This window comes from Sphingobacteriales bacterium (assembly GCA_016699615.1).
Taxonomy (GTDB): domain Bacteria; phylum Bacteroidota; class Bacteroidia; order Chitinophagales; family JADIYW01; genus JADJSS01.
This window is the reverse complement of the sequence record CP064984.1, coordinates 1,526,146-1,549,990: the sequence shown is the minus strand read 5'-3', so window position 1 is coordinate 1,549,990 and position 23,845 is coordinate 1,526,146. Positions and strand designations below refer to the sequence as shown.

At 29.9% G+C, this 23,845-nt stretch carries 22 protein-coding genes and 1 pseudogene; 6 read left to right on the top strand and 17 right to left on the bottom strand.

All coding sequences use genetic code 11. The features are described 5' to 3' along the window. Window positions 1-56: 56 nt before the first annotated feature. A pseudogene (locus tag IPK18_07400) lies at window positions 57-877 on the bottom strand (SDR family NAD(P)-dependent oxidoreductase). 98 nt (window positions 878-975) lie between these two features. On the opposite strand from IPK18_07400, the gene IPK18_07395 reads away from it, so the two are divergent. The 5 genes from IPK18_07395 to IPK18_07375 all read left to right on the top strand — a co-directional run bounded on the left by IPK18_07395 (window position 976) and on the right by IPK18_07375 (window position 7,017). Then, entirely contained in the window at window positions 976-2,070 is a 1,095-nt protein-coding gene (locus IPK18_07395) for a Nif3-like dinuclear metal center hexameric protein (protein QQR96745.1), read from the top strand. Between the two features lie 3 nt (window positions 2,071-2,073). Continuing rightward, entirely contained in the window at window positions 2,074-2,841 is a 768-nt protein-coding gene (locus IPK18_07390) for a hypothetical protein (GenBank protein ID QQR96744.1), read from the top strand. A gap of 38 nt (window positions 2,842-2,879) precedes the next feature. Beyond that, window positions 2,880-3,914, top strand: coding sequence for a tetraacyldisaccharide 4'-kinase (gene lpxK, locus IPK18_07385; GenBank protein QQR96743.1), 1,035 nt, complete (start codon window positions 2,880-2,882; stop codon window positions 3,912-3,914). An 83-nt stretch (window positions 3,915-3,997) separates the two neighbouring features. Next, the gene (locus tag IPK18_07380) at window positions 3,998-5,824 is read left to right on the top strand and encodes a hypothetical protein (protein ID QQR96742.1); all 1,827 of its coding nucleotides are present in this window, start codon (window positions 3,998-4,000) and stop codon (window positions 5,822-5,824) included. Continuing rightward, window positions 5,824-7,017, top strand: coding sequence for a glycosyltransferase (locus tag IPK18_07375; GenBank protein QQR96741.1), 1,194 nt, complete (start codon window positions 5,824-5,826; stop codon window positions 7,015-7,017). Before IPK18_07380 ends, IPK18_07375 begins: the two co-directional genes overlap by 1 nt. Window positions 7,018-7,120: 103 nt before the next feature. On the opposite strand, the gene IPK18_07370 is transcribed toward IPK18_07375, so the two are convergent. The 14 genes from IPK18_07370 to IPK18_07305 all read right to left on the bottom strand — a co-directional run bounded on the left by IPK18_07370 (window position 7,121) and on the right by IPK18_07305 (window position 19,115). Next, the gene (locus tag IPK18_07370; protein QQR96740.1) at window positions 7,121-8,917 is read right to left on the bottom strand and encodes an acyl-CoA dehydrogenase family protein; all 1,797 of its coding nucleotides are present in this window, start codon (window positions 8,915-8,917) and stop codon (window positions 7,121-7,123) included. A 297-nt stretch (window positions 8,918-9,214) separates the two neighbouring features. Continuing rightward, window positions 9,215-10,309, bottom strand: a complete 1,095-nt coding sequence (locus tag IPK18_07365; protein ID QQR96739.1) for a chromosome condensation regulator — start codon at window positions 10,307-10,309, stop codon at window positions 9,215-9,217. 63 nt (window positions 10,310-10,372) lie between these two features. Then, a complete protein-coding gene (locus tag IPK18_07360; protein ID QQR96738.1) occupies window positions 10,373-11,473 on the bottom strand; it encodes a hypothetical protein in 1,101 nt (366 codons plus the stop codon). 63 nt (window positions 11,474-11,536) lie between these two features. After that, a complete protein-coding gene (locus tag IPK18_07355; GenBank protein QQR96737.1) occupies window positions 11,537-12,628 on the bottom strand; it encodes a chromosome condensation regulator in 1,092 nt (363 codons plus the stop codon). A gap of 35 nt (window positions 12,629-12,663) precedes the next feature. After that, the gene (locus tag IPK18_07350) at window positions 12,664-13,686 is read right to left on the bottom strand and encodes a cellulase family glycosylhydrolase (protein QQR96736.1); all 1,023 of its coding nucleotides are present in this window, start codon (window positions 13,684-13,686) and stop codon (window positions 12,664-12,666) included. Window positions 13,687-13,735: 49 nt separating this feature from the next. Continuing rightward, complete coding sequence (locus tag IPK18_07345) at window positions 13,736-14,752, bottom strand: cellulase family glycosylhydrolase (protein QQR96735.1); 1,017 nt, start codon at window positions 14,750-14,752, stop codon at window positions 13,736-13,738. 21 nt (window positions 14,753-14,773) lie between these two features. Then, window positions 14,774-15,181, bottom strand: a complete 408-nt coding sequence (locus tag IPK18_07340) for a lipocalin family protein (GenBank protein QQR96734.1) — start codon at window positions 15,179-15,181, stop codon at window positions 14,774-14,776. 26 nt (window positions 15,182-15,207) lie between these two features. Next, a complete protein-coding gene (locus IPK18_07335) occupies window positions 15,208-15,795 on the bottom strand; it encodes a hypothetical protein (GenBank protein ID QQR96733.1) in 588 nt (195 codons plus the stop codon). Window positions 15,796-15,829: 34 nt separating this feature from the next. Continuing rightward, entirely contained in the window at window positions 15,830-16,345 is a 516-nt protein-coding gene (locus IPK18_07330; GenBank protein QQR96732.1) for a hypothetical protein, read from the bottom strand. A 30-nt stretch (window positions 16,346-16,375) separates the two neighbouring features. Next, window positions 16,376-16,960, bottom strand: coding sequence for a hypothetical protein (locus tag IPK18_07325; protein QQR96731.1), 585 nt, complete (start codon window positions 16,958-16,960; stop codon window positions 16,376-16,378). Between the two features lie 13 nt (window positions 16,961-16,973). Next, window positions 16,974-17,411 carry a hypothetical protein gene (locus IPK18_07320; GenBank protein ID QQR96730.1) on the bottom strand — a complete coding sequence of 146 codons (438 nt, stop codon included), beginning with the start codon at window positions 17,409-17,411 and terminating at the stop codon, window positions 16,974-16,976. Continuing rightward, a complete protein-coding gene (locus IPK18_07315) occupies window positions 17,408-17,881 on the bottom strand; it encodes a hypothetical protein (GenBank protein QQR96729.1) in 474 nt (157 codons plus the stop codon). The genes IPK18_07320 and IPK18_07315 overlap by 4 nt, the downstream gene beginning before the upstream one ends. A gap of 24 nt (window positions 17,882-17,905) precedes the next feature. After that, the gene (locus tag IPK18_07310) at window positions 17,906-18,493 is read right to left on the bottom strand and encodes a hypothetical protein (protein QQR96728.1); all 588 of its coding nucleotides are present in this window, start codon (window positions 18,491-18,493) and stop codon (window positions 17,906-17,908) included. A gap of 7 nt (window positions 18,494-18,500) precedes the next feature. Continuing rightward, window positions 18,501-19,115, bottom strand: coding sequence for a hypothetical protein (locus tag IPK18_07305; protein QQR96727.1), 615 nt, complete (start codon window positions 19,113-19,115; stop codon window positions 18,501-18,503). Between the two features lie 204 nt (window positions 19,116-19,319). Here IPK18_07305 and IPK18_07300 point away from each other — a divergent pair, with 204 nt between their 5' ends. Further along, window positions 19,320-20,717 (top strand): hypothetical protein, encoded by a 1,398-nt coding sequence (locus IPK18_07300; GenBank protein QQR96726.1) that lies wholly within the window; start codon window positions 19,320-19,322, stop codon window positions 20,715-20,717. A 36-nt stretch (window positions 20,718-20,753) separates the two neighbouring features. On the opposite strand, the gene IPK18_07295 is transcribed toward IPK18_07300, so the two are convergent. Continuing rightward, entirely contained in the window at window positions 20,754-21,980 is a 1,227-nt protein-coding gene (locus IPK18_07295; protein QQR96725.1) for a glycosyltransferase, read from the bottom strand. Beyond that, on the bottom strand, window positions 21,977-23,836 hold the full coding sequence (gene asnB, locus IPK18_07290; GenBank protein ID QQR96724.1) for an asparagine synthase (glutamine-hydrolyzing): 1,860 nt from the start codon (window positions 23,834-23,836) through the stop codon (window positions 21,977-21,979). The genes IPK18_07295 and asnB overlap by 4 nt, the downstream gene beginning before the upstream one ends. Window positions 23,837-23,845 lie beyond the last annotated feature (9 nt).

The window sequence follows — 23,845 nt, the reverse complement described above, 5'->3', positions numbered from 1 at the left end:
CTTCAAAGATATTAAATCTTATTTATTGAATAATTACTTTCTCTGTTTTTATTTTATCAACCCATTTGTTGTTTAATTAGTTTTCCAAGTACAGTGGTGTACTTTTCAGGCAATGCTCTAATCAATGAATCTGCAATATATGTTTCAAAACCTATCATAATCTTTTCTTGCTTATTTTTTATTCCATTCATAATGACTTGTGCAGCCTTTTCTGGTGTATGTATTAATGCTGTTTCGTTAAACTTCTCCAACATACTTTTTGCTTCTTCTTGGTTTGCATTTGAAGTAACACGTGCATTGTTGGCAATATTTGTTTTAATACCACCAGGATGTACAGAATGTACTTTTACATTCGTATCCATCAATTCCATTCTCAATGACTCAGATAAGCCTCTTACTGCAAATTTTGATGCACAATATGGCACTTGCTCTGCAATGCCAGCCAACCCAAACAAACTAGAAATATTGACAATAGCGACTTCTTTTTAGCAATCAAATAAGGTAAAAATTCTTTTGTACCATACACAACGCCCCAAAAATTGATGCCCATTAGCCATTCAAATTCTTCGTAAGTCAAATCTATCAATTTAGATTTGCCTAATGCCACGCCTGCATTATTAATAACAATATCTACTGTAGAAAAGTGTTTTATAGTGTTTTTTGCAAATTGTTGAAATTGTTTTTTGTCCGAAACGTTAAATGTTTCTGTATAAATATCTGTTGCTTTGCAAAGACGCACAGTTTCAGTCAAGGCATCTTTATTTATGTCTGATAATGCTAAGCGAGCACCGTTTTTAGCAAAAGCAATCGATAAAGCTCTACCAATTCCTGAGCCAGCACCAGTAATTACAACTATTTTATTATTAAATGATTTCATATGATATTATTATTCACTAAGCACAAGTTAGAAAATATATAGTACAATACTGTTTAACAATAGATAAAAACTAGGTAGACATTTAGTATTTTTACATCATGAAGATTGCAGACATTATATCAGAAATAGAAAAATTTGCACCAACAAATTATCAAGAACAATATGATAATGCTGGATTAATTGTTGGACAAAAAAACAATGAATGTACAGGAGTTATAATATGCTTAGATAGTATTGAATGTATACTAGAAGAAGCTATTGCAAAGAATTGTAATTTAATAATTGCGCATCATCCAATTGTTTTTAGTGGAATAAAACAGATAACTGGAAAAAATTATATAGAAAGAATTATTATAAATGCTATTCAAAATAATATTGCCATCTATGCAGCGCATACAAATTTGGATAATGTACAGTTAGGCGTAAATTATAAAATTGGAGAGAAATTAAATATACACCAGCCAAAAATATTATTACCTAAAAAAGGTACGCTAAAAAAACTATACACTTATGTGCCATCAGATGCATGTGAGCAAGTACTAAAAGCATTGTTTGATGTAGGCGCAGGTAGCATTGGAAATTATTCAGAATGTAGTTTTAGTACAAATGGATTGGGCACTTTCTTTCCAAATGAATTAGCACAACCCAAAGTTGGTGACAAGCAAATAAGAAACAAAGTTGAAGAACAAAAGATAGAAGTTATTTTTCCTAATTATGTAGAACAAAAAGTATTGAATGCACTCATTAGTAGTCATTCGTACGAGGAAGTTGCATATGAAATCATACAATTTGAGAATACAAACCAAACAATAGGCTCTGGAATGATTGGTAATTTAGAGCATCCAATAGACGAAACAGTATTTTTACATTTTCTAAAGCAACAATTTAATGCAAAAATGATTAGACATACAACACTTTTAGGTAAACCAATACAAAAAGTTGCTTGGTGTGGTGGTTCTGGAAGTTTCTTGTTAAATGAGGCAATTCGTCAAGGTGCAGATATTTTTATTACTGGAGATTTTACCTACCATAAATTTTTTGATGCTGATAATCAAATACTTATAGCTGATGTTGGACATTTTGAGAGTGAACAGTTTACTTCAGAAATATTTTTAGAAATTATAACAAAAAAATTTCCTAATTTTGCGGTTCAAATTACTGAAAATAATACAAATCCAATAAATTATATATAGAAGATGGCAAAAAAGAAAGATTTAACAGGTGTGGCAGAAAAATTAGAACAATTAGCTGAGTTACAAGCTATTCATTCTAAAATAGATCAAATCAAAATATTAAAAGGTGAACTACCAATCGAAGTTGCTGATTTGGAAGATGAGATTTCTGGATTGGAGAAAAGAATAGAAAAACTTAGTACAGAACTGAAAGATACCAACGATAGTATTGGAACAAGAAAGCAAAGTATCAAGGATGCAAACAACTTGATAACAAAATACGACAAACAACTTACTAACGTAAAAAACAATAGAGAGTACGATGCTTTAAATAAAGAAATTGAATTACAAAAATTAGAAATTCAATTAGCTGAGAAAAAAATTAAAGACGCAACTTTCTCTTTAGATAATTTGTCATCTAGCTTAGAACTTGCAGAAACAAAACACGAACAAAAAGTAAAAGACCTTGCTGCAAAGAAAAAAGAACTTAGTCACATCATTGAAGAAACTGAAAAAGAAGAAGAAGAACTAAAAGGTCATGCAGCAGAAATGTCTAAAAATATTGAAGACAGATTATTAAATGCATATACTAGAATTAGAAATTCTTACAAAAACGGTTTAGCAGTTGTAAATGTAGATAGAAATGCATGTGGTGGTTGTTTTGGATTTATACCAGCACAAACACAAGCAGAAATTCGTTCTAAAAAAAGACTTATAGTATGTGAGCATTGTGGCAGAATATTATTTGATGTTAAAGAAACTATTGAGCTTTCTGACGAAGAAATTGCTTAATAAATCTCAAAATTCTTACGCTATGCTGTTACAAAAACATGATTGTAAATAGCATAAAATATATCATTTCCAGAATATATTTACTAATCATCTACATTAGATATTGGTTGTATAAATCTTCTTTTTTAGGAAGCACACACTTTAGTTTGCCTGTTATTTGTATAGGAAACTTGAGTGTAGGTGGCACAGGCAAAACACCAATGGTAGCTTACCTAATTGAATTACTACAACAAGAATACAAAATTGGTGTCATTAGCAGAGGATACAAAAGGAAAACTTCAGGTTTTGTAAAAGTAAAAACAACACACCAATCAGAAGATGTAGGCGATGAGCCACTTTTACTAAAATTAAAATATCCATACACAGAAGTAACTGTAGGCGAGCAAAGAATATATGCTATACCACAATTACTTTCATTTGCACCAGATGTACAAACAATTATTATGGATGATGGTTTCCAACATTTGAGTGTAAAAGCACAGTTAAATATTCTACTAACAACATACCAAAATCCATTTTGGAATGATAAGATTTTACCACTTGGCTCTTTGCGTGAGCCAATTCAGGCAAAAGATAGAGCAGACATTATTATTGTAAGTAATTGTAAGCCAACAATTGCAAATGATGAAATGTTGCAGCTAGAACAAAAAATAAATCCAACACCACATCAAAAAGTATTCTTTTCGTACATACAGTACAATACCATTTATGCGCTTTTTCACAATCATTCAATTCCAGACGAGCAACTGATATTAATCACAGGCATTGCCAACTCAGCTAGTATATATAGTCATCTAAACTCAATTCACAATATTCAACATTACGAATACAACGACCATCATCATTATACTATAAATGATTTTGAAGAAATATTGGCAGAAGAAAAATCTAAAAATTGGATTACCACAGAAAAAGATGCTGTCAAGTTTTTGCCACACAAAGCTTGGTTCGAGGCAAAACAAATTAATATTTGGGTGCAACCTATTCAAATAAAAATAAAATCTAGAAATAGTCAAACATTTGAGCAAACTATCAAAGCTTATTTAGATTATTATTTTACAAATAAATATTAATACGTGCAGGCATAAAATTGTATTTTTGTCTTGTGTGTAGACTTTTTATTTTTCTGATAGTATGTTGTAGCTATTCGATGCTGATGGCACAAACACGCATTACCACACCAAATCCAGTATTGCAATATGATACTAAATATCTTACACTTGAAAATCCAGAACTCAGAAAGATAGATAGTATAACGCAAAACTTACACAGATACAATGCCACAGAAAAACAAGATGTACCATATTATAATATTGGAAATTTTGGTACAGCATATTATCCATTAATGTTTCAATACAACAGAAATATAGGTTTTGCAACAGGCTATAATAGTTTTAAACTATACCAATTACAAAAAAATAAATTAAAATTCTTTGATACCAAAACACCGTACACCAACTTAGATTTTATTTTTGGCGCAAAAGAGGAAATTATTGGCGGCGCAGATTTTTCAATAAATATAAATAAACAAGCAAACATAGGTTTGTATTACAGAAGAAATAGTTTCAAAGGTCAGGCTCAAAGACAAGAAAGTATATATAATAATTTAGGATTAGAACAATGGTTTAGAAGCAAAAGTAATAGATATGATATAAAATTTGCATTCTTATTTAATAATGTAAAAAATCAAGAAAATGGTGGCTGGGCAATTGCTGACGTGTACACCAATGAGATTTACAAAGGCAAAAAAAATAAAGAGTTTGCCGACGTGAATTTAACTACAGCAACCAATAAATATGTAGAGAAAGAAGTTTTCTTTATACAAACATTCAATCTTGGTAAAAAAACAATAGACACACTGAATGATACAGTAACTCAAAAACACATACATCCAAAATATGCATTAGAACATCACTTTTCTTACAAAAATGAAAAATACTTATTCAAAATTTATGATGCAGATTCTACATTTTTTACAAATCATTATTTGAATGCAGACTCCACACACGATTTTACAAAATCATGGACAATAAATAATACAATAGCATTTAGAAACTATAATGATAGTAACAATAGGTTACCATTTTTATATAAAATAGGATTGTCATTTGATGCAATAAAATACAAGCAATATAGTATTGATAAAAATATTTTTGATTTAAATTTAGTTGGTGGAATTGCTTCTAAAAACGATAGTGCAAAGTTGAAATATTTCGTCCAGACTATAATTAATCTTTCTCCAAAATACATTGGCAATTTGCAATTGAATGCAAATTTATCGTATGCTATCAATAGAGAAATAAATTTGAGTATTGGTAATCTTTTTCAAATAAGTTCTCCAACACAAAAAGAAAACGAATTATTATCCAATCATTTTATTTGGAATAATAATTTTAATAAAATTTTGAATAATAGAACAAGCGTACAATTTAATTGGCAAAAGCAAATGTTGTTTGCAAGACTAGATAATTATCTTGTAAAAAACTACATATATTATGACACCTCATCAATTGTAAGGCAACATCAAAAATCAATTAATGTGTTGCAGTTTTATGTTCAAAAAGATTTTGATTTTAAATTTCTATACTTTGGAAATCAATTTTGGGTACAATATATTTCAAACAGAAATGTCATAAAAATGCCAGTATTTGCTATGCAAACTACACTTTATTACAAAGGTGGTTGGATAAGCGGAAAGCTAAAAGCACACGTAGGATTTGATTTAAGATACAATACAAATTTTTATGGTAATGCATACCAACCAGCCTTGGCAGAATTTTATTTACAGCAAAATACTAAGTTAAAGTTTTATCCAATTTTAGATATATTTTTTAATTTGTATGTAAGAAGAACAGGAATTTTTATGCGATTAGAGCATGCTAATCAAGGTATGTTTAAACAAAAAGGAATCTACACAGCACCAAATTATGGTTACTTAGATAGAACATTTAGAGTTGGTGTAAATTGGCAATTTTTTGATTAATGATGAAGAAGAATATTCTATTTCTAACCACGCAACTTCCATTTCCGCCACACAGTGGAGGCATCATCAAATCATATAGAACAGCATTGCACTTATCACAAAAACACCATGTAGATATAGCATGTTTACTAAAAGACAATAATGAAATTTATTTAGAACAAATAAAGCACGAAATACCATATCAAGAAATATTTTATGCTAAGGCAGATATTCCAAGAACAGCAAAAAATATTGTAATAGCAAATAGCAAATTGAAGCCAATTTCATTTTACAGAAATTACAGTAAAGAATTGCAAAAAATATTAGATAATGTTTGGCAGAAATATGATGTCATTTTTGTAGATCATGTAGATATGTTTCAATACATTCCAAAGCAATATTTTTCAAAAACAATTATTCATCAGCACAATGCAGAATTTAAGATGTGGAAGCGTGCAGCAGCAGTCGAGAAAAATCTAATCAAGAAACTTATTCTACAAATACAAGCTACATTATTACAAAGATTAGAAATACAATATTGTAATGAAACAAAAGCCATTTTAGCTTCGCCAAATGATGAACTTGAGCTAAAGAATAATGGCGTTCAAAATAATAATTTTCATACCACATACCATCTTGGCGACGATAACTTGATAGATGAGCCAGCATTGCATTTCGATAAAAATAATTTTCAGTTGTTGTATATTGGCACACTAACTTGGGAAGCAAATATTGATGGCTTGCTTTGGTTTTTCGATGAAATTTGGGATAAACTAAAAGCACAAATACCACAAATTACTTTCAATATTATTGGCAAAAATCCAGATAAACGAATTGTAGAAAAAGTAAAAAATATTAAAGAAGTAAAATTACTAGGTTTTGTAGATGATGTTGAGCCATACTTCAAGCAAGCAAAATGTTTTATTGTCCCATTACGTTTCGGAAGTGGCATAAAAGTAAAAGTTATTTCAGCTATGTATCGTGGCATTCCATGTGTTACAACATCAATAGGTACCGAAGGCTTAAAAGCAGAAAACAAAAAACATATTTTTATTGCAGATGATGCAACAATCTTTGCTGAGGATATTATTACATTGATGAATGACGAACAAGTATGGAATACATTAGCAATAGAAAGTAGAAAAATAGCAATTCAAGAATATAGTTGGAGTTCAGTTTTTGAAATAATAGATAATTTGATAGCTACTTATTAATCTATTTTCTTCTCCCAAATGAATAATTCGGGTTAAATTAGCATATAAATATAAAGGCTACCTGAGTTGGTAGCCTTTAAAATAAAAGTAAACTTATTCTTTTTTAGAAACAATATCTTCCTTCTTCTAATACCTTATCTGCAATTTTTCTTCTTGCTACTTTTGTATTGTAGATATCAGATTTTGTATATCTTTTTAATCCCATCAACATAATTCTCAATTCATCACCATCTGCAAAAGATTGCAATGCGTGTTTGCCATGTATGTTTATTTTCTCCATAGCATCACTAATGTATGTTTTTACAATAGCAATTTCTAATTCGCATGCTGCTTCGCCATTTTTTGCAATTGATTTTTGTAGACGTAATAACGATGATTCCATTGCATATACTTCTAAAATCATATCTGCAATATTCATTAAAATTTCTTGTTCATGTTTTAATTTTTGCATTAATTTCTGAACTGCTGCACCTGCTGTTAGTAATACTGCTTTTTTAGCATTTTTTACAGCTTTAATTTCATTTGATAAAATATTTTCATCATCATCTGAAGAGAAATCTGGAACACTCATCAACTCTTTTTGTATTGCCATTGCTGGTGTCATTAAGTCAATTTTTCCGCCCATTGCTCTTCTTATCAGCATATCAACAGTTAATAGTCTATTGATTTCGTTAGTACCTTCAAATATTCTATTGATACGTGCATCTCTATATGCGCCACAAACATCAGTTTCTTCTGAGAAGCCCATTCCACCATGTACTTGTACTGCCTCGTCTACGCAATAATCTAATACTTCTGAGCCATGTACTTTTAAGAAAGCACATTCGATTGAATACTCATCTGCTGCACCAAGTATTGCTTCTTGAAATGGTTTTCCTTGATTGATTAGTTCTTTTTCCATATTATCAATCGAGTCTCCTGCTCTATAACAAGCACTTTCTGATGCATATATTTGGATTGCCATTTCTGCAATTTTATATTGAATAGCTCCAAACTTTCCAATTGGTGTTTTAAATTGTTGACGTTCCATTGCATATCTTGCTGCGTGTCCCAATACTTCTTTTGCGCCACCTACTGAGCCAATTCCTAATTTATGACGTCCAATATTTAAGATATTGAATGCTATTAAATGTCCTTTGCCTATTTCTCCTAATAAGTTTTCTTTGGGAACCTTTACATTCTCTAAGAATACTAATCTTGTTGAAGAACCTTTGATACCCATTTTCTTTTCTTCGGCACCTAATGATAAGCCTGGCATATCTTTTTCTACAATAAATCCTGTGAATTTATCGCCATCTATTTGTGCAAATACGATGAAAACATCTGCGAAACCAGAATTTGTGATCCACATTTTTTGTCCATTAAGTATATAATGAGTGCCTTCTGCATTTAAGTCTGCACGTGTTTTTGCACCTAATGCATCAGAACCACTTCCTGGCTCAGTTAAACAATAACATGCTTTTAATTCTCCTGATGCTAATTTTGGTAGATATTTTTGTTTTTGTTCTTCGTTTCCGAAATATACGATTGGCAATGAACCAATACCAACATGCGCACCCCATGAAAGTGTAAATGAACGTGCTTTTGCCATAGCTTCTACTACTATAGAATTTGTATTATAATCTTGACCCATGCCACCATATTCTTCTGGAATAGCTAAGCCTAAAAGTCCTAATTCTCCAATTTTTTCTAGTAGTGTTTTAGTTAATTCTAAATCTACTTCATTGGCTAAATGTGGATGTTTTAAAACTTCAGCATCTAGAAAATCTACAGCTGCTTGTCTGATTGCTTGTTGCTCTTCAGAAACATCTTGAGGTGTAAACACATCATTGAAGTCTGTTTCTTTTACTAGAAACTCTCCACCTTTTAGTAAGTTTTTTGTTGTTGCTCCTGCGCTCATTTTAATTTGTTTTTTAGATTAATATACTTTAGATAAGACAAAAATACAATGCATGCATTGAATATCCAAACGTTTGTTTGATTATTTTAGTATTACGCTTTATGTATTGATGTATATACTTCTATATATTTATCAATTCTTAGAAATATCTATTAATAAACTAAAAAAGCTCAAAACATAAATAAATATGTTTTGAGCCAAAACTATGAAAAAATGAAGTTGTTTGTGTTTATTACTGTACCTGTAATTGTACAAAAACATCTTCTTTATTGTTGTTGATGTCTTTTCCTATAAAAATTACCAAGGTATATACATTGGTGTAAGTGTATATTTATCTGTGGTTGTTCTATCTCCTAATTGTCCATAATAATTATTACCAGAAGCAAAAAGTGAATTGTCATTTTTTAATACTAAGCAGTGTAATCCTACAGCACTCATTGTACTTACATTATTAGCAATTTTTACTAAAATAACTTTTTCTATAGTAGTACCATCGCCTAATTGTCCACTACTATTATAACCACAAACCCAAAGTGAATTGTCGTTTTTTAAAACTAAAGTATAATCATAGCCAGCATTCATTGCTTTTACATTTTCAGTAATTTTTGTAAGTCTATTTGTATCTGCATAGGACCCATTTCCTAGTTGACCAAAAAAATTAGAACCACAAGCCCAAAGTGTATGGTCATTTTTCAGTACTAAAGTATGAGATGTTCCAGCGCTCATTGTGCTTACATTATCGGCTATTTTTACCAAAGTATTTTTATCTGTAATAGTGCCATCGCCTAATTCACCACCAGCATTAGAACCACAAGCCCAAAGTGTATTGTCCATTTTTAATACTAAGCTATAATATCCTCCTGCACTTATTTCTTTTACATTGTCTGTAATTTTTTTGAGTTGATTTCTATCTGTATTGGAGCCATCACCCAATTGTCCATAATCATTATCTCCACAAGCCCAAAGTGTATTATCTGTTTTTAAGACTAAACTATGAAATATTCCGGCATTGATTGCACTTACATTATCGGCTATTTTTACTAAGGTATTTCTATTGGTTGTAGTGCTATCACCTAATTGTCCATAAGCATTAGAACCACAAGCCCAAAGCGTATTATCCTTTTTTAGTAGTAAGGTGTGACTAGATTTAGCGCTTATTGCTTTTACATTGTCTGTAATTTTTATAAGTTGATTTTTATGAGTATTAGTACCATCACCCAGTTGTCCTGCAGAATTATTGCCACAAGCCCAAAGTGTATTATCTGCTCTTAGTACTAAAGAGTATTCAAACCCAGTTGCAATTGCTACAATTTTAGTTGTGTTTTTTTCTTTTTTGCATGCTGTAGCTAGTATTATGCATAGCATTAGTGTTATTAATTTTAAGTTTTTCATAGTTTTATAGTTTTTGTTAATAGATGTTTTTAATAAATCTTGTTTTTACTTTTCCTAAAAAAATTACCAAGGTATATACATTGGTGTAAAGGTTTTTTTATCTATAGTAGTACCATCGCCAAGTTGCCCGAAAAGTGCATTTACTCCAGATGCTAAAATTGTATTATCTGTTTTTAGTATTACACTATGTTGCCATTTAGCACTTACCAACTTAACATTATCTGTAATTTTTGTCAAAACTATCTTATCAATTCCAGTACCATCGCCAAGTTCACCAATAAAATTACTACCACATCCCCATAAGGTATTATCATTTTTTATTACTAATGAATAGAAGCCGCCTGCACTTGCAGATTTTACATTTGTTGCAATTTCAATTAATCGAGTTTTTTCTATTTTTGTGCTATCGCCAAGTTGACCAGAACTGTTATTACCACAAGCCCAGAGAGAATTGTCATTTTTCAGCACTAAAGTATGATGTGTTCCTGCACTCATTGTTTTTATATTATCTGCAATTTTTACTAATTGATTACTATCTATATCAGTGCCATTGCCGTATTGCCCATAATTATTTCTGCCACATGCCCAAAGCGTATTGTCTGTCTTAAGTACAAAAGTATTTTCAAAACCAGCGTTCATTGCTTTTACATTCTCTGCTATTTTTATAAGTTCGTATCTGTCATTATTTGTATTGTCACCGAGTTGTCCATAGTTATTATTACCACAAGCCCAAAGTGTATTATCTGTTTTTAATACTAAAGAGTGATTTCCACCAGCACTAATGGCTTTCACATTATCAGCTATTTTTTTGAAAATATTTCTATTCGTGATACTGCCATCACCGAGTTGTCCATTAGTATTATAACCGCAAGTCCAAAGTGTATTGTCTGATTTAATAACTAATATATGTCCTCCAAAACAACTGGTGGCTATTACGTTTTCCATAATTTTTACTAAGGTTGTGCTTTTCGAAATAGTGCTATCACCTAATATACCATAGCTACCTCTGCCACAACCCCAAAGTGTATGGTCTGGTCTTAAGATATAGGTATTACTTGCTGTTGCATCTATGCTGTAATCTGAGCTTGCAATATTTTTTTCTTTTTTGCATGCTGTAGCTATTATTATGCATAGCATTAGCGTTATTAATTTTAAGTTTTTCATAGTTTTATAGTTTTTGTTAATAGATGTTTTTATTAAATCTTGTTTTTACTTTTCCTAAAAAAATTACCAAGGTATATGCATTGGTGTTAGTGTATTTCTATTTGTTAATGTTCCGTCGCCGAGTTGTCCATAAGCATTATTACCACAACTCCAAAGTGTATTATCATTTTTTAATACTAAAGTAAAATCAAATCCAGCACTCATTGTTTTTGCATCCTCTGTAATTTTTGTGAGTTGATTCCTATTGATGTTTGTCTCATCGCCGAGTTCTCCTTCAGCATTATAACCGCAAGCCCAAAGTGTATTGTCTGTTTTTAATACTAAAGTGTGGTATATACCAGCATTCATCGCTTTTACATTTTCTATAATTTTTATGAGTTGGTTGCTATTAGTGTTTGTTCCATCGCCTAATTGTCCAAATTTATTTTCACCGCAAGCCCAAAGTGTATTGTCTGTTTTTAATAATAAAGAGTGGTTTAAACCTGCATCTATTGCTTTCACATTATCAGTAATTTTTATAAGTTGATTGCTATTAGTGTTTGTTCCATCGCCGAGTTGTCCATAAGCATTATTACCACAAGCCCAGAGTGTATTGTCTATTTTTAATACTAAAGTGTGTTCACCTCTACTACACATTGCTTTTACATTCTCTGTAATTTTTATGAGTTGTTTACTATTGGTGTTTGTACTATCGCCGAGTTGTCCATAAGTATTATTACCACAAGCCCAGAGTGTATTGTCTGTTTTTAATATTAAAGAGTGGTTTAAACCTGCATCTATTGCTTTCACATTATCAGTAATTTTTATAAGTTGATTGCTATTAATATTTGTGCCATCGCCGAGTTGTCCATAAGTATTATTACCACAAGCCCAGAGTGTATTGTCTGTTTTTAATACAAGTATTTGGGTTGAGCTACTTATAGCTTTCACATTACCTGTAATCTTTATAAGTTTATTTTTATTAGTATAGGTTCCATCTCCTAATTGTCCTTCACGGTTGTAACCACAAGCCCAAAGTGTATGGTCCTGCCTTAAAATGTAACTTCCTCCCCCTCCTGCTTCAATACTATAATCTGTTGCTGAATCTTTTTCTTTTTTGCATGCTGTAGCTATTATTATGCATAGCATTAGCGTTATTAATTTTAAGTTTTTCATAGTTTTATAGTTTTACATTTTTTATTAAAAATAAATTACCAGCATTTTGGTTTTTTGGCAAACTTTATTCCTGTATTAGCCGTATTTACTATTGTATTTCCGTATGCTGTAAGCGTATTATAATTGCCATTGGTGGTCATTTGTCTTGCTCCACAATTGTCTTGTATCCAAATCCAAGCTAAGTATCCAATACCATTCGTATGTGCAGCTTGCATAGTTGTTGCTATATCTAAGTTTAAAGTACAGCTGCCTGCATTGTCATCTTGTCTATTGGAAATTTCACCTAACATAATAGGAATATTCCAAGTAGCAGCATCGTTTAAAAGTGTAGTAATAGCAGATGCCGTTGGTGCATAGGCAGACCAATAAGTATGTGCTGAAAATATTAGGTTGTGTTTTGGGTCTGTATTCTGTAAACTTGCACCAATATTTTTCCATAAACTGATATGTTGTCCGCAATCTGAAGCATCTAACACTAATGGCATATCTAAACCAGCATTACGAAGATTATTAATGATGGTTTCATACATTGTTTTAAATCTATTTTCATCGTTGTTATACCATTTCACATAGCCCGCTTCGTTCACAGGATTTATCATTAACCACTTTTTGTGTTTTAATAAAATTGCTTTTACGTTAGCTTGTGTGAACCAATTGCAAGTAGTAATAATAGCTGCTGTATTATTAGAACAAGTTTGGTCGTGTAGTTCTAAGATAGGTATCATTTTATTTTGGATACAACGAGACAATGCAGAATCTAATAAGGCTAGATTGCTATATATAGGTGCATTGTTATTGGCATACCATACAATGCGCACTGTATTGGCACCAGACTTTGCTATTTCAGGAAATAGATTTTCTGAAGCATTCCAGCCCCAACCGTAAACGGCATAGTTAACTCCTTTTGGAATAATTGTATCACCACAAGGTGCAATAATGTGTTTACCTTTTACTGTAATTGTTGGATTGTTTATGATAGGTGTTGGTGTACCACCGCCAGTAGGAATGCAAGAATAAAGACCTACCATTAGGATTAAATAATAAAATAGATTTTTCATGGCTTCTGTTTTTGATTTATAGATATTTTATTTAGAGATTGTATCATATCTACCAACAACTTGGTTTTTTGGCAAATTTTATTCCCATACTAGGTGTATTTACTATTGTATTTCCGTAATCAGTAAGTGTATTAAAGTTGCCATTGGTGGTCATCTGTCTTTCATAACAATTGTCATGTGTCCAAATCCATGCTAAGTATCCAATATTATTAATATTTGCTACTTGCATTGTTACAAGTATATCTAAGTTTAATGTACAGTTACCTTCATTGTCATCTTGCTTATTGGCAATTTCTCCTAAGAGTATAGGAATGTTCCAGTTGGCAGCATCATTTAGAATTGAAATAACATTTCCACCATATATTTGCGCATAAGATGACCAATAAGTATGCGCTGAAAAAATAAGGTTGTTTTTTGGATCCTTGCCTAGAAGTTCTTCTCCGATATTTCTCCATATATACAAATGCTGTCCACAATCTGACGCATCTAAAACTAATGGCATATCTAAGCCAGCATAACGTAGATTATTAATGATGGTTTCATACATAGTTCTAAATCTAATTTCATCGTTGTTGTTCCACAATACTTTGCCAGCTTCATTTACTGGATTTAACATTAACCACTTTTTATGCTTAATTAAAATAGGTTTTACATCACTTCGTGTGAACCAATTACATGTTTCAATAATTGCATCTTTATTATCTAAACATGTTTGGTCGTGTAATTCTAATATGGGAATCATTTTATGTTGGATACATCGAGATAAAGCAGAATCTAAAAATGCTAAATTATTATACGCTATACCATCACTATTCGCATACCATACAATTCGCACTGTATTTGCTCCTGTTTTTGCAATTTCTGGGAAAAGATTTTCCAAAGTATCCCATCCCCAATTATAGACAGCATAGTTTACTCCTTTTGGTATAATTGTGTCTCCACAAGGCGCAATAATGTATTTGCCATTTACTGTAATTGTTGGATTGTCTATAATTTTTGGTAAGTTTAAATCTTTGTCACAAGCATAAACGCCAATGATTAAGAATAAATAAAATAGATTTTTCATGATTTATGGTTTTATTTTTTTTTATAATTTTTGATAAGTAATGACATCGTATTCATTTTTCCATATCATTTTATTTCCAGAAAAAGTAACAGTATAAATATCGCCTAAGCTTGGGTCAATAACATAAATATTCATCTTATTGCCATCCAATTTCCATTTGGTTTCACTCCAAAGTTTTTCTTGTATTTTCTTGTAGCTATCATCGCAACCACTGCCTGATGCATCTAATCTGTAAGTGCCATCGGCATTAATTTTATAGATAATTTTTGCAGCACAAGGTCGTTGTGTAAGCAATGCTTTGTGAGAATCGAAAGTTTCACCTTTATAAGAAGAAACAACTGATATTTTTTTCCATTTGCCAACTGGATTTTGTGCGTAGCAATTTAATCCAATGAGCAATGTCATTGTAATAATGAGAATTGATTTCATGTGTTTTACTTTTTGTATTGAATGAATTATTTTTCGCCTGCTTTTATAGTTGTATTTGGTCTTATGTCATAAGCAACTTCTTTTACAGTTACTGTTTTCATATTTGCTGAGACATTTACGAGTATCCAACCAAAATGCATCTTTCCATTTATTGCAAATTGAACGCCTGTCAATATATCGCCAGCACCAGCATGTCCAAGATTTACAGTTGGTGTAATATCAGTTCTATAAAATGCATATGCTGAAAGTTGATTCCAATTAGTAGCACTTGCATTTATTAAAGTATTATTAGTAAGCTTAGTTACTATATTTTGTGATTCACCATCAGTAACAGTTGATAATGTATAATTGCCAAGTGGAATACAGACAATTGATACAGATTTATATTGGCTACGAAGTTCCATTTGTATTGCATAATCTGATGTATCATTATCGTCTATATCAATTTCTAACATTTCTCGAGTACTATCTAATGCAGTACTCAGTGTTTTATTTATAACACGATGATTGATATTAGGATTATCTGTTGTTGTGTTGTTGTTGGTTGTCTCTTTTGAACAACTGATTAATGTAATAATGATTGCTCCTAAAATGATTGCCTGTAATTTTTTCATAGTTTAAAATTTAAAGATTATTAATAGTATATTATTATTCGTAATAAATTATTTTCCCTTCTGTAATAGCTATTGTATTTCCCTCAACGCACTGCATCGTTCCACTAAAGGTAGCTTCTACAATTTGAGGTTTTTGAGATACTTTGGAAATATTGATTGTAAGTTGATTGCCTTGTAACATGCCTCCACATAAATAATTAGATTCTGTGAGGTTTGCAAACTGAGCTATATTCTGATTTGTCGTAGCTGTACCATTGTTTGGAACATTTACTGTGTAGGTGCCTTCTTTATCTGTGTTGTACAAATTAATGATAAATGATTGTTGAGTAGCACCACTTCCTTTATCGCCAGATATATTAATAATTTTTGGACCCAATTCTTCGGTTAAATGATAACTTCCAAATACACTTGCTTTATCAGCTTCCCAATACACACCATCTATTTTAAAACTAAGATGATTTTTTTCATTTACAGTTGAATTTGATTCGTTTTTCTTTGAGCAAGCAATCATACTTATTGCTACAAAAAGTAGTAATGTTAATTTTTTCATGTTTTTATTTATTATTAATTGTGTTTGTAATTATTTTTCTCCAGCTCGTATTTCTACATTTGGTCTAATATCATAGGCTACTTCTTTTACAGTTACAGATTTATAATCTGCTGCAACATCTATTTTTATCCAGCCATAATGTAATTCTGTTCCTATTAAAAATCGAATACCAATTAACATATCATCTTTGCCAGAAAAACCATATTTTTCTTCAGGATAACTTGGTGATTTTTCAACTTCAAAAATATTACTATCATTATACCAAGTAGAAGAGCCACTATTAATTAAGTCGTTTTTGTTTAGTGGTTTTATATAATCATTTAAATTGATTTTACTTGTAAGAATTTCATTTCCTGATTCTTCTCCATATAAATATAATTCGTAATCATAGTCATCATTACTGTTTTTGTATAATTCTAAATACAGCCCAAAATCTAACATACCATCCTCATTAATGTCAAATAACATTTCTGAATCTCCATTATAAGAACTGACTTTCATTTCTAAATTAACAGTACGATGGTTGATGTTCGGATTATCCGATTTTTTTTCTTTCTTACAACTCGCAACAAATATTACTATTGCTAAGATGCTTGCTAATATTATTCTTTTCATAGTTTTATTATTTTTATTGATAATATCTTACAAATGTTCTTGTAACAGATTTTGCTTTGGGTATATTTATATTAAATGGATCGTTGGCTATTATATATCCATTTGCAGGACTTGGATTTTGGCTATTTTGTGCTTTTGTAATATCATAATTAAAAAATGCACTATCAATAGATTGTTTTTCATCAAAATTCCAACCCATTCTTACAGTATCTTTCTCGAATTTCCATTTTCCATAATAAAAATTTTTTGTAATACCATTGTCAATTTCTACAGTTAGAAAATTGTTTTCCTTGACGTAAAAATGGTAATTTAAGCCATTTATACCTGAGCCACCTTTTTTGGCTGAGTACCAAAGTCCTTCTTTAGGATATTTTGGTTTTATTTCATCTATTTCTGTTTCTTCTGTGCAACTAATGCATAAAATAATTATTGATAATATTATATATTTCATATTTCTGTATTTAAATAATATGGATAAATGTTTTTTAAAGTAACTGGAATGCTTATATTGGTATTGTAATTTCCTTGCATTTGAGCAGTATTTAAATTCTTTTCTATATCTTTTACAAATACTGAATAAGAAATAAACGAAAATTCTTTACTAATTCTATTTACTACAATAGTGCCCGTTATACTATTATAATTTTGCTCACCTGCCAAACCACTTGTAAAACTATACACCTTATATGTACCAACATACCTGTTTAAAATCATCGTTGAGTTTGCGTTTTGTTTTATCTCTACAGCTACAGAGCTATCTTTGTTAAATAGAAATGTAACATGCCTATTTAGGCTATCTGTACCAGACCAAACACCTTGTACTGGAATTAGGGCTTCGGTATTAAAGAATTTACCTCCGCCGCAACTGCTGATAAAAAGCACAGACAAAAAGAGTGAAAATGTGATAATTGTTTTCTTCATGATTTTATTTTTAATTGTTATTAATTATTTTTCGCCTGCTTTTATACCAATATTTGGTCTAATGTTATAGGCTATTTCTTTTACAATTGCAGATTTATAATCTGAAGCAACATCTAATTTTATCCAACCATAATGTAATTCTGTTCCTATTAGAAATCGAATACCTACTAAAATATTTTCTTTACCATAAAATCCATATTTTTCTTCTGTGTTGCCTATAGTTTTTTCAATTTCAAAAATATTACAATCAAAGGACCAATCAAGAACAGAACCAACATTAATTGAATCATTCTTACTTAAGGTTTTGATATAATCGTCTCCATTAATACTAATAAATTTCATTTCATTGTGTAATACTTCACCTGCAATCGCTAGTAAGTAGTTATATTTATCATTATTATCTTTATTGAGTTGTAAATACAGTCCAAAATCTATCGTACTATCCTTATCTATATCTATTGACATGCTTGAGTATGCATTATAAGAACTGACTCTTACTTCTAAGTTAGTAGTACGATGGATGATGTTCGGATTATCCGTTTCGGTTTCTTTCTTACAGCTCGTAGCAAATATTACTATTGCTAAGATGCTTACTAATATTATCTTTTTCATAGTTTTATTATTTTATCATTTTAATATCAAAATTAATTTGACCAGAAGTGTTGTGATTTCCGTTCACAGAATTAACTTTTATCAAACCTCTTTTACCTGTTCTATTAGATGTAAATTTGTACACTTTATTGGGTGAGATATCAATTTCCCAATCTACAGTTACATGATAATCGTTTTCATAAGCAGCATTTAATTGTCCATTTGTGGTAACATTGTTAAAATCGTTGACAGAAATTTCTGTAACACCTATTTTAATAGAATTTTTAGTAGTCCAGAAATTAACACCATTTCCTGCACCATCAATAATAAAAGGTTTAAATGTTGCAATACTAGCAATTGATGCTGGAGAAGCAAAAATTGCCAAGTCATCAGGATTATTATGAAAGAAAATTAAGTCTATCACAGACTGATTATTTACTGCGTCTGCGAATTTGTACACTTTCATTGAATCGAATGAAAAGAAACAATTAAAGTTGCTAGTTGATTGATTGCCCAATGTGATAGAAGAAGAACTTTGAACAGGTATATTATCAGTTAAAATTCCATTCTCTTTTTCTTTTGTACAACTTATAGCAAGGATTACTATTGCTAAGATGGTTGTTAGTGTTGTTGCTATTCTCATAGTTTTATAATTTTTCTCTAAGACAAAGTTTCAACTATTCATCTTGTATTACAAATCAATTATTAGTATCTTGTAATGTTTTTTGGGGTAAAAAATATTGTTTTTTTGTTTGTATTTTATTGATAATTAATATATTGTGTAATATTTTCTGTAATGAAAGATTTGCTAACTGTACGTATAATATTTGCACTGGAAAGTGACTTTTTGAATTATTTAATTACAGAATTAAAACAAGACAAAAGGCAAACATTATTGCAATTACTAAAGTTATTATTATCAAAAAGAGATGATGATGATATTGATAGAGCAACAGTATCTAATAAAATATTTAAAAAGAAATGGACGAAAGAAAATGACTATTTACTTAGGAATGAATTAAAATTATTAAAAGATAAAATAGAAGAAATTTATATCAAATTTTCTACTTCAAAATATATAAAAAATATTGAAGATAAAATAAGATTAGACTTCTATAAACAAATTAAAATTTCAGATGAATATTTACAAGTTTATAAGAATTATCAAAATAAACAATTGCAGCAATTAAACTTGCATAATGCAATAGAAAATAGTTTTGAATACGCAGATTATATTAGAATCAATACATCAAACTACGAAGAACGTGCAAAATTGATGGAAGAAAACATGAATGCCATCGAAGAAAATCTAATGAAATATTTTTCTATACAGCAAGCAAAGGTATATACACTACAAGCACATTTATTATTTCAAAAAAAACAATTAAGCAACCAAAAAAATACCATACACTTTGAATATCATGACATTCAAGTTCCTGCAAAATCACAAGAAAGTGCATTTAATGATTATTGCTTAGCATACGCCAATGCATACGTCAATTTTGATACATCAACAATTGAACAATGGGAAGAAGTATATACATTATTTCAGAAAATTGATGACCATTATACAAGATATGATGAAGAAAAATGCCTTACACTAAGCAACTTGGCTACAATATGTTCTATTCGAAATCAATATAAAAAATCTGAAGTATATTTTAAATTATTATTTGAGCAAATACCAGGAAATATAACTAAGAAAAACATGGCAATATATTTAAACTATATTACCAATTTCAACAAACTAAAAATGTACGCTGAGGCTACAGAACAGTTGAAAATAGCAGAGAAAATATTTGGCAAATTAATTAGGAAAACAGCACAATTTAGAACGCAAGAATTAGTAGCAGCAGTATATCTAAACGACATAGCAAAACTCAAAAAACTAATGACGATAGATTTTGAAACGCTACAACCATTTGAAAGAATTTTTTATAGATTATTTTATTGCATATATTTTATTCAAGAAGAACAATTCGAAATGGCATTTGTAGAAATACAAAATTTACAACGTTCAAAATTAATAAATGAAACAGATAGACATTTTGAGCTCATCGCAGATTATTTTTATGTATGTATTAAATATTTAAACAACAAGCCGTTGGATAAGAAAATCTCTCAAAAAATAAGAAATGAAATTATGTTGAGTAATCAGAAAATAATTGACTCTAAAATTCCTATGCTCATAAATTATTCTCCATATCTTTGGATGCAAGAAAAAGTAAATAAATATTTTGATTAAAATCAATCTTAGTAAGATCAAGAATTTTATGGTTTTTTATAATACATATTTATATGCTTCTAAGTACTTATCAATTCCTTTTTTGAGAGAAAAATAGGCTATTGAGCCTTGTCTAATTTCTGATAGATTAAATATATTTTCTAGATTGTTGTTTGTGATTTTTTGGATGGTATCATCAAACATAAAATTTTCTATTACAAAACCTGAGTGGTATTTTTTTACAATAAAATCTGTATCGCCAACGCCTGCATTGCACACAATTGGTATTTGCATTGCCATTAGTTCTCCTTGTTTGGTTGGCGAAGATGCTTTTTTGGAATAACTTGGTAGTATAAAAAATATTGATAGTTTGCTTAGGCTTAATAATTCTGGCACTTCGTTTCTATTGCCTGCTTGTATTATTATACTGTCTTGAATGTTTAGCTTTGTTGCTGCTTCAGTAATGCGCTGTTGTTCATCTTTATTAATAAATAAAAATTTAGCTTGTGGCAATATATTTTTTAGTTGTACAAAGAATTGCATCATCTCATCTAGCATGTACCAAGTGCCTACTGAGCCTAAATAACTTAATACAAAATCATTTTCTTGTATGCCTAATTTATTTTTCCAGTTGTGTATATTTTCTTTTGAAATTTTATTTATGTCAAATAAGTTAGTATCGACACAACATGGAATAACTTGAATAGGAATTGTATTGTTTTTAAATTCTTTCCAAGATAGAATTTCGTCTTTGGCATTCTGTGTTAAACTGATTGTATAATCTGCATTTTGCAAAAACTGAATTTCTTTCTTTTTAAAATATTGATAAATTCTTTTGAATATTGGATTTTCTATATTCCAAAGTTTCCCATCTACACGCTCATCTGCCCAAAATCCGCGCATATCAAAAATAAATTTAGTACCAAATTTTTGTTTTGCACTTAGTCCAATTAATGCTGTAATATAGCTTCTACAGTGTATGATTTTAATATTTTTTCCTTCAATTAATTTATATACTATTTTTTTTAATCTATATACATCATAAAGTGTAGAAAGTACTGGTGGTTTTTTTGTATAATTTAATGGCAACCATGTGATGTTGTTATCATCTACTATTTTTTGGATGGTATTTTTATTTTTCTCAAAATTTTCTTTTTTCTCGAAACTAATGAGTGTAATATTATATTGCTTACTCAATCCAACTAAGTATGGTAATACTTGTGATTGTCCTAATGCATCAGTCATGCCGTCGTAAGAAAGAAAGAGTGTGTTTATTTTACTCATGATGCGTTATTTTTTTCTAACCACCAATGTAGTAAAATTAAAACCCAAAGTCTATTGTACAAATAATCTTCGCCTTTATTAAATCTATTGATTAATTGACTAACTGAAGAAGTTTGTACTAGATTATACTTTTCAATTATTGTATTATTTAGGTATTTTTCAATTAAAAAATGCCATTCATTTTTCAACCATTTAATTAATGGAATCGCAAATCCTTGTTTTGGTCTATCAAAAATTTGTTTTGGCACAAAATCATATAAAACTTCTTTCAAAATATATTTTTGAATTCCATTATTAATTTTAAACTCTTCAGGCATTTGATATGCAATATTGATCATTCTATTATCTAACAATGGTACTCTAACTTCTAATGCATGTTGCATACTTGCTCTGTCCATTTTCACTAATAAATCATCTTTCAAATAAAACTGCAAGTCCCAAACAGCTTGTTGTTCTGTAGCAGAAAGTGAATTATTGTCTAAAAGTGTTTTTCCTAAATTAATTGTATCATTATTATAATCTGAATGAACTAATAAATTATTTAATTCATTTTCTGAAAAGAAATATTGCTCTTGAGAAAAAACATGGCTATTTAGGTGACGTCTATTTTTGTAGTTAAATAGGTTTCCTGCTCTTTTTATTCTATTGTCATTACTTAGTTGTGTAAGTTTATATATTGGCTGATGCAAAATATTGAATGGAAATTTGTGTAACCTTTTTGCCCAAATGTATGCACCATAACCGTAAAATAATTCGTCGCCACCATCGCCAGACAATGCTACTGTAACGTATTTTTTTGCTAATTGCGAAACCAACAAAGAAGGAAAACAAGATGAATCAGCGTAAGGTTCATCGTACACATCAATAATATTGTGTAGCTGCTCTAAAGCATCTTTTTCTTTTACTTGGAATGGATGATGTTGTGTTTGCAAATGTGTGGCAACTTCTAGCGCATACTGACTTTCGTCGAATTTATTGTAATCAAAACCAATACTAAAAGTGTTTATTTTATCCTTTTTTATTTTTGATGCTATGGCTGTTACTAAACTCGAATCGATGCCTCCACTCAAAAAAGTACCCAATGGAACATCAGCTACCAATTGTTGTTCAACACTCTCAAATAAAGTTTCTTTTAATTTTGATTTTGCTGTATTGAAGTCTGTTATATTTGTTTGCTTTAATTCTTGCTCTATAGTCCAATAAGAATTAAATTTTAATGCACCAATATTACTTAAATCTATTTCTGTAAAACTACCTGTTGGAAATTTATATACATTTTTGTAAATGGTATGTGGTTGTGGAATAAATCCTAATTGTAGAAAATATGGAATTACACTTTTATTGATTTCTAGATTATTATATAATTTTTTAATCGCTTTTAATTCTGAAGCAAAAGCAAATGTATTATCATCATGGTAATAAAAAAGTGGTTTAATGCCTAATCTATCTCTTGCTAAGACAATTTTATTTTCAACAGTATCATAAATTGCAAAGGCAAACATACCATTGAGTTCTTCAAAAATTGATGTTCCTATTTTTATATATGCTTCTAAGATAATTTCAGTATCAGAAGTTGTTGTGGTAGTAATCTGATATTTATTTTTAATATCATTAAAATTGTAGACTTCTCCATTGTAAATGATTATATATCTTTTACATGCTGAATACATTGGTTGGTTGGCAACCTCATTTAAGTCTAAAATAGACAAACGTTGATGAGCAAAGGCAATTGTATTGTTTTGGTTATAGTAAAATCCAGTAGCATTTGGACCACGATGAAGAATAGTATTTGCAGCACTTACAAAAGAATCTTTGTCAACTTGAGTTTTGCTAATATAACCTACAATGCCACACATAAATATTAT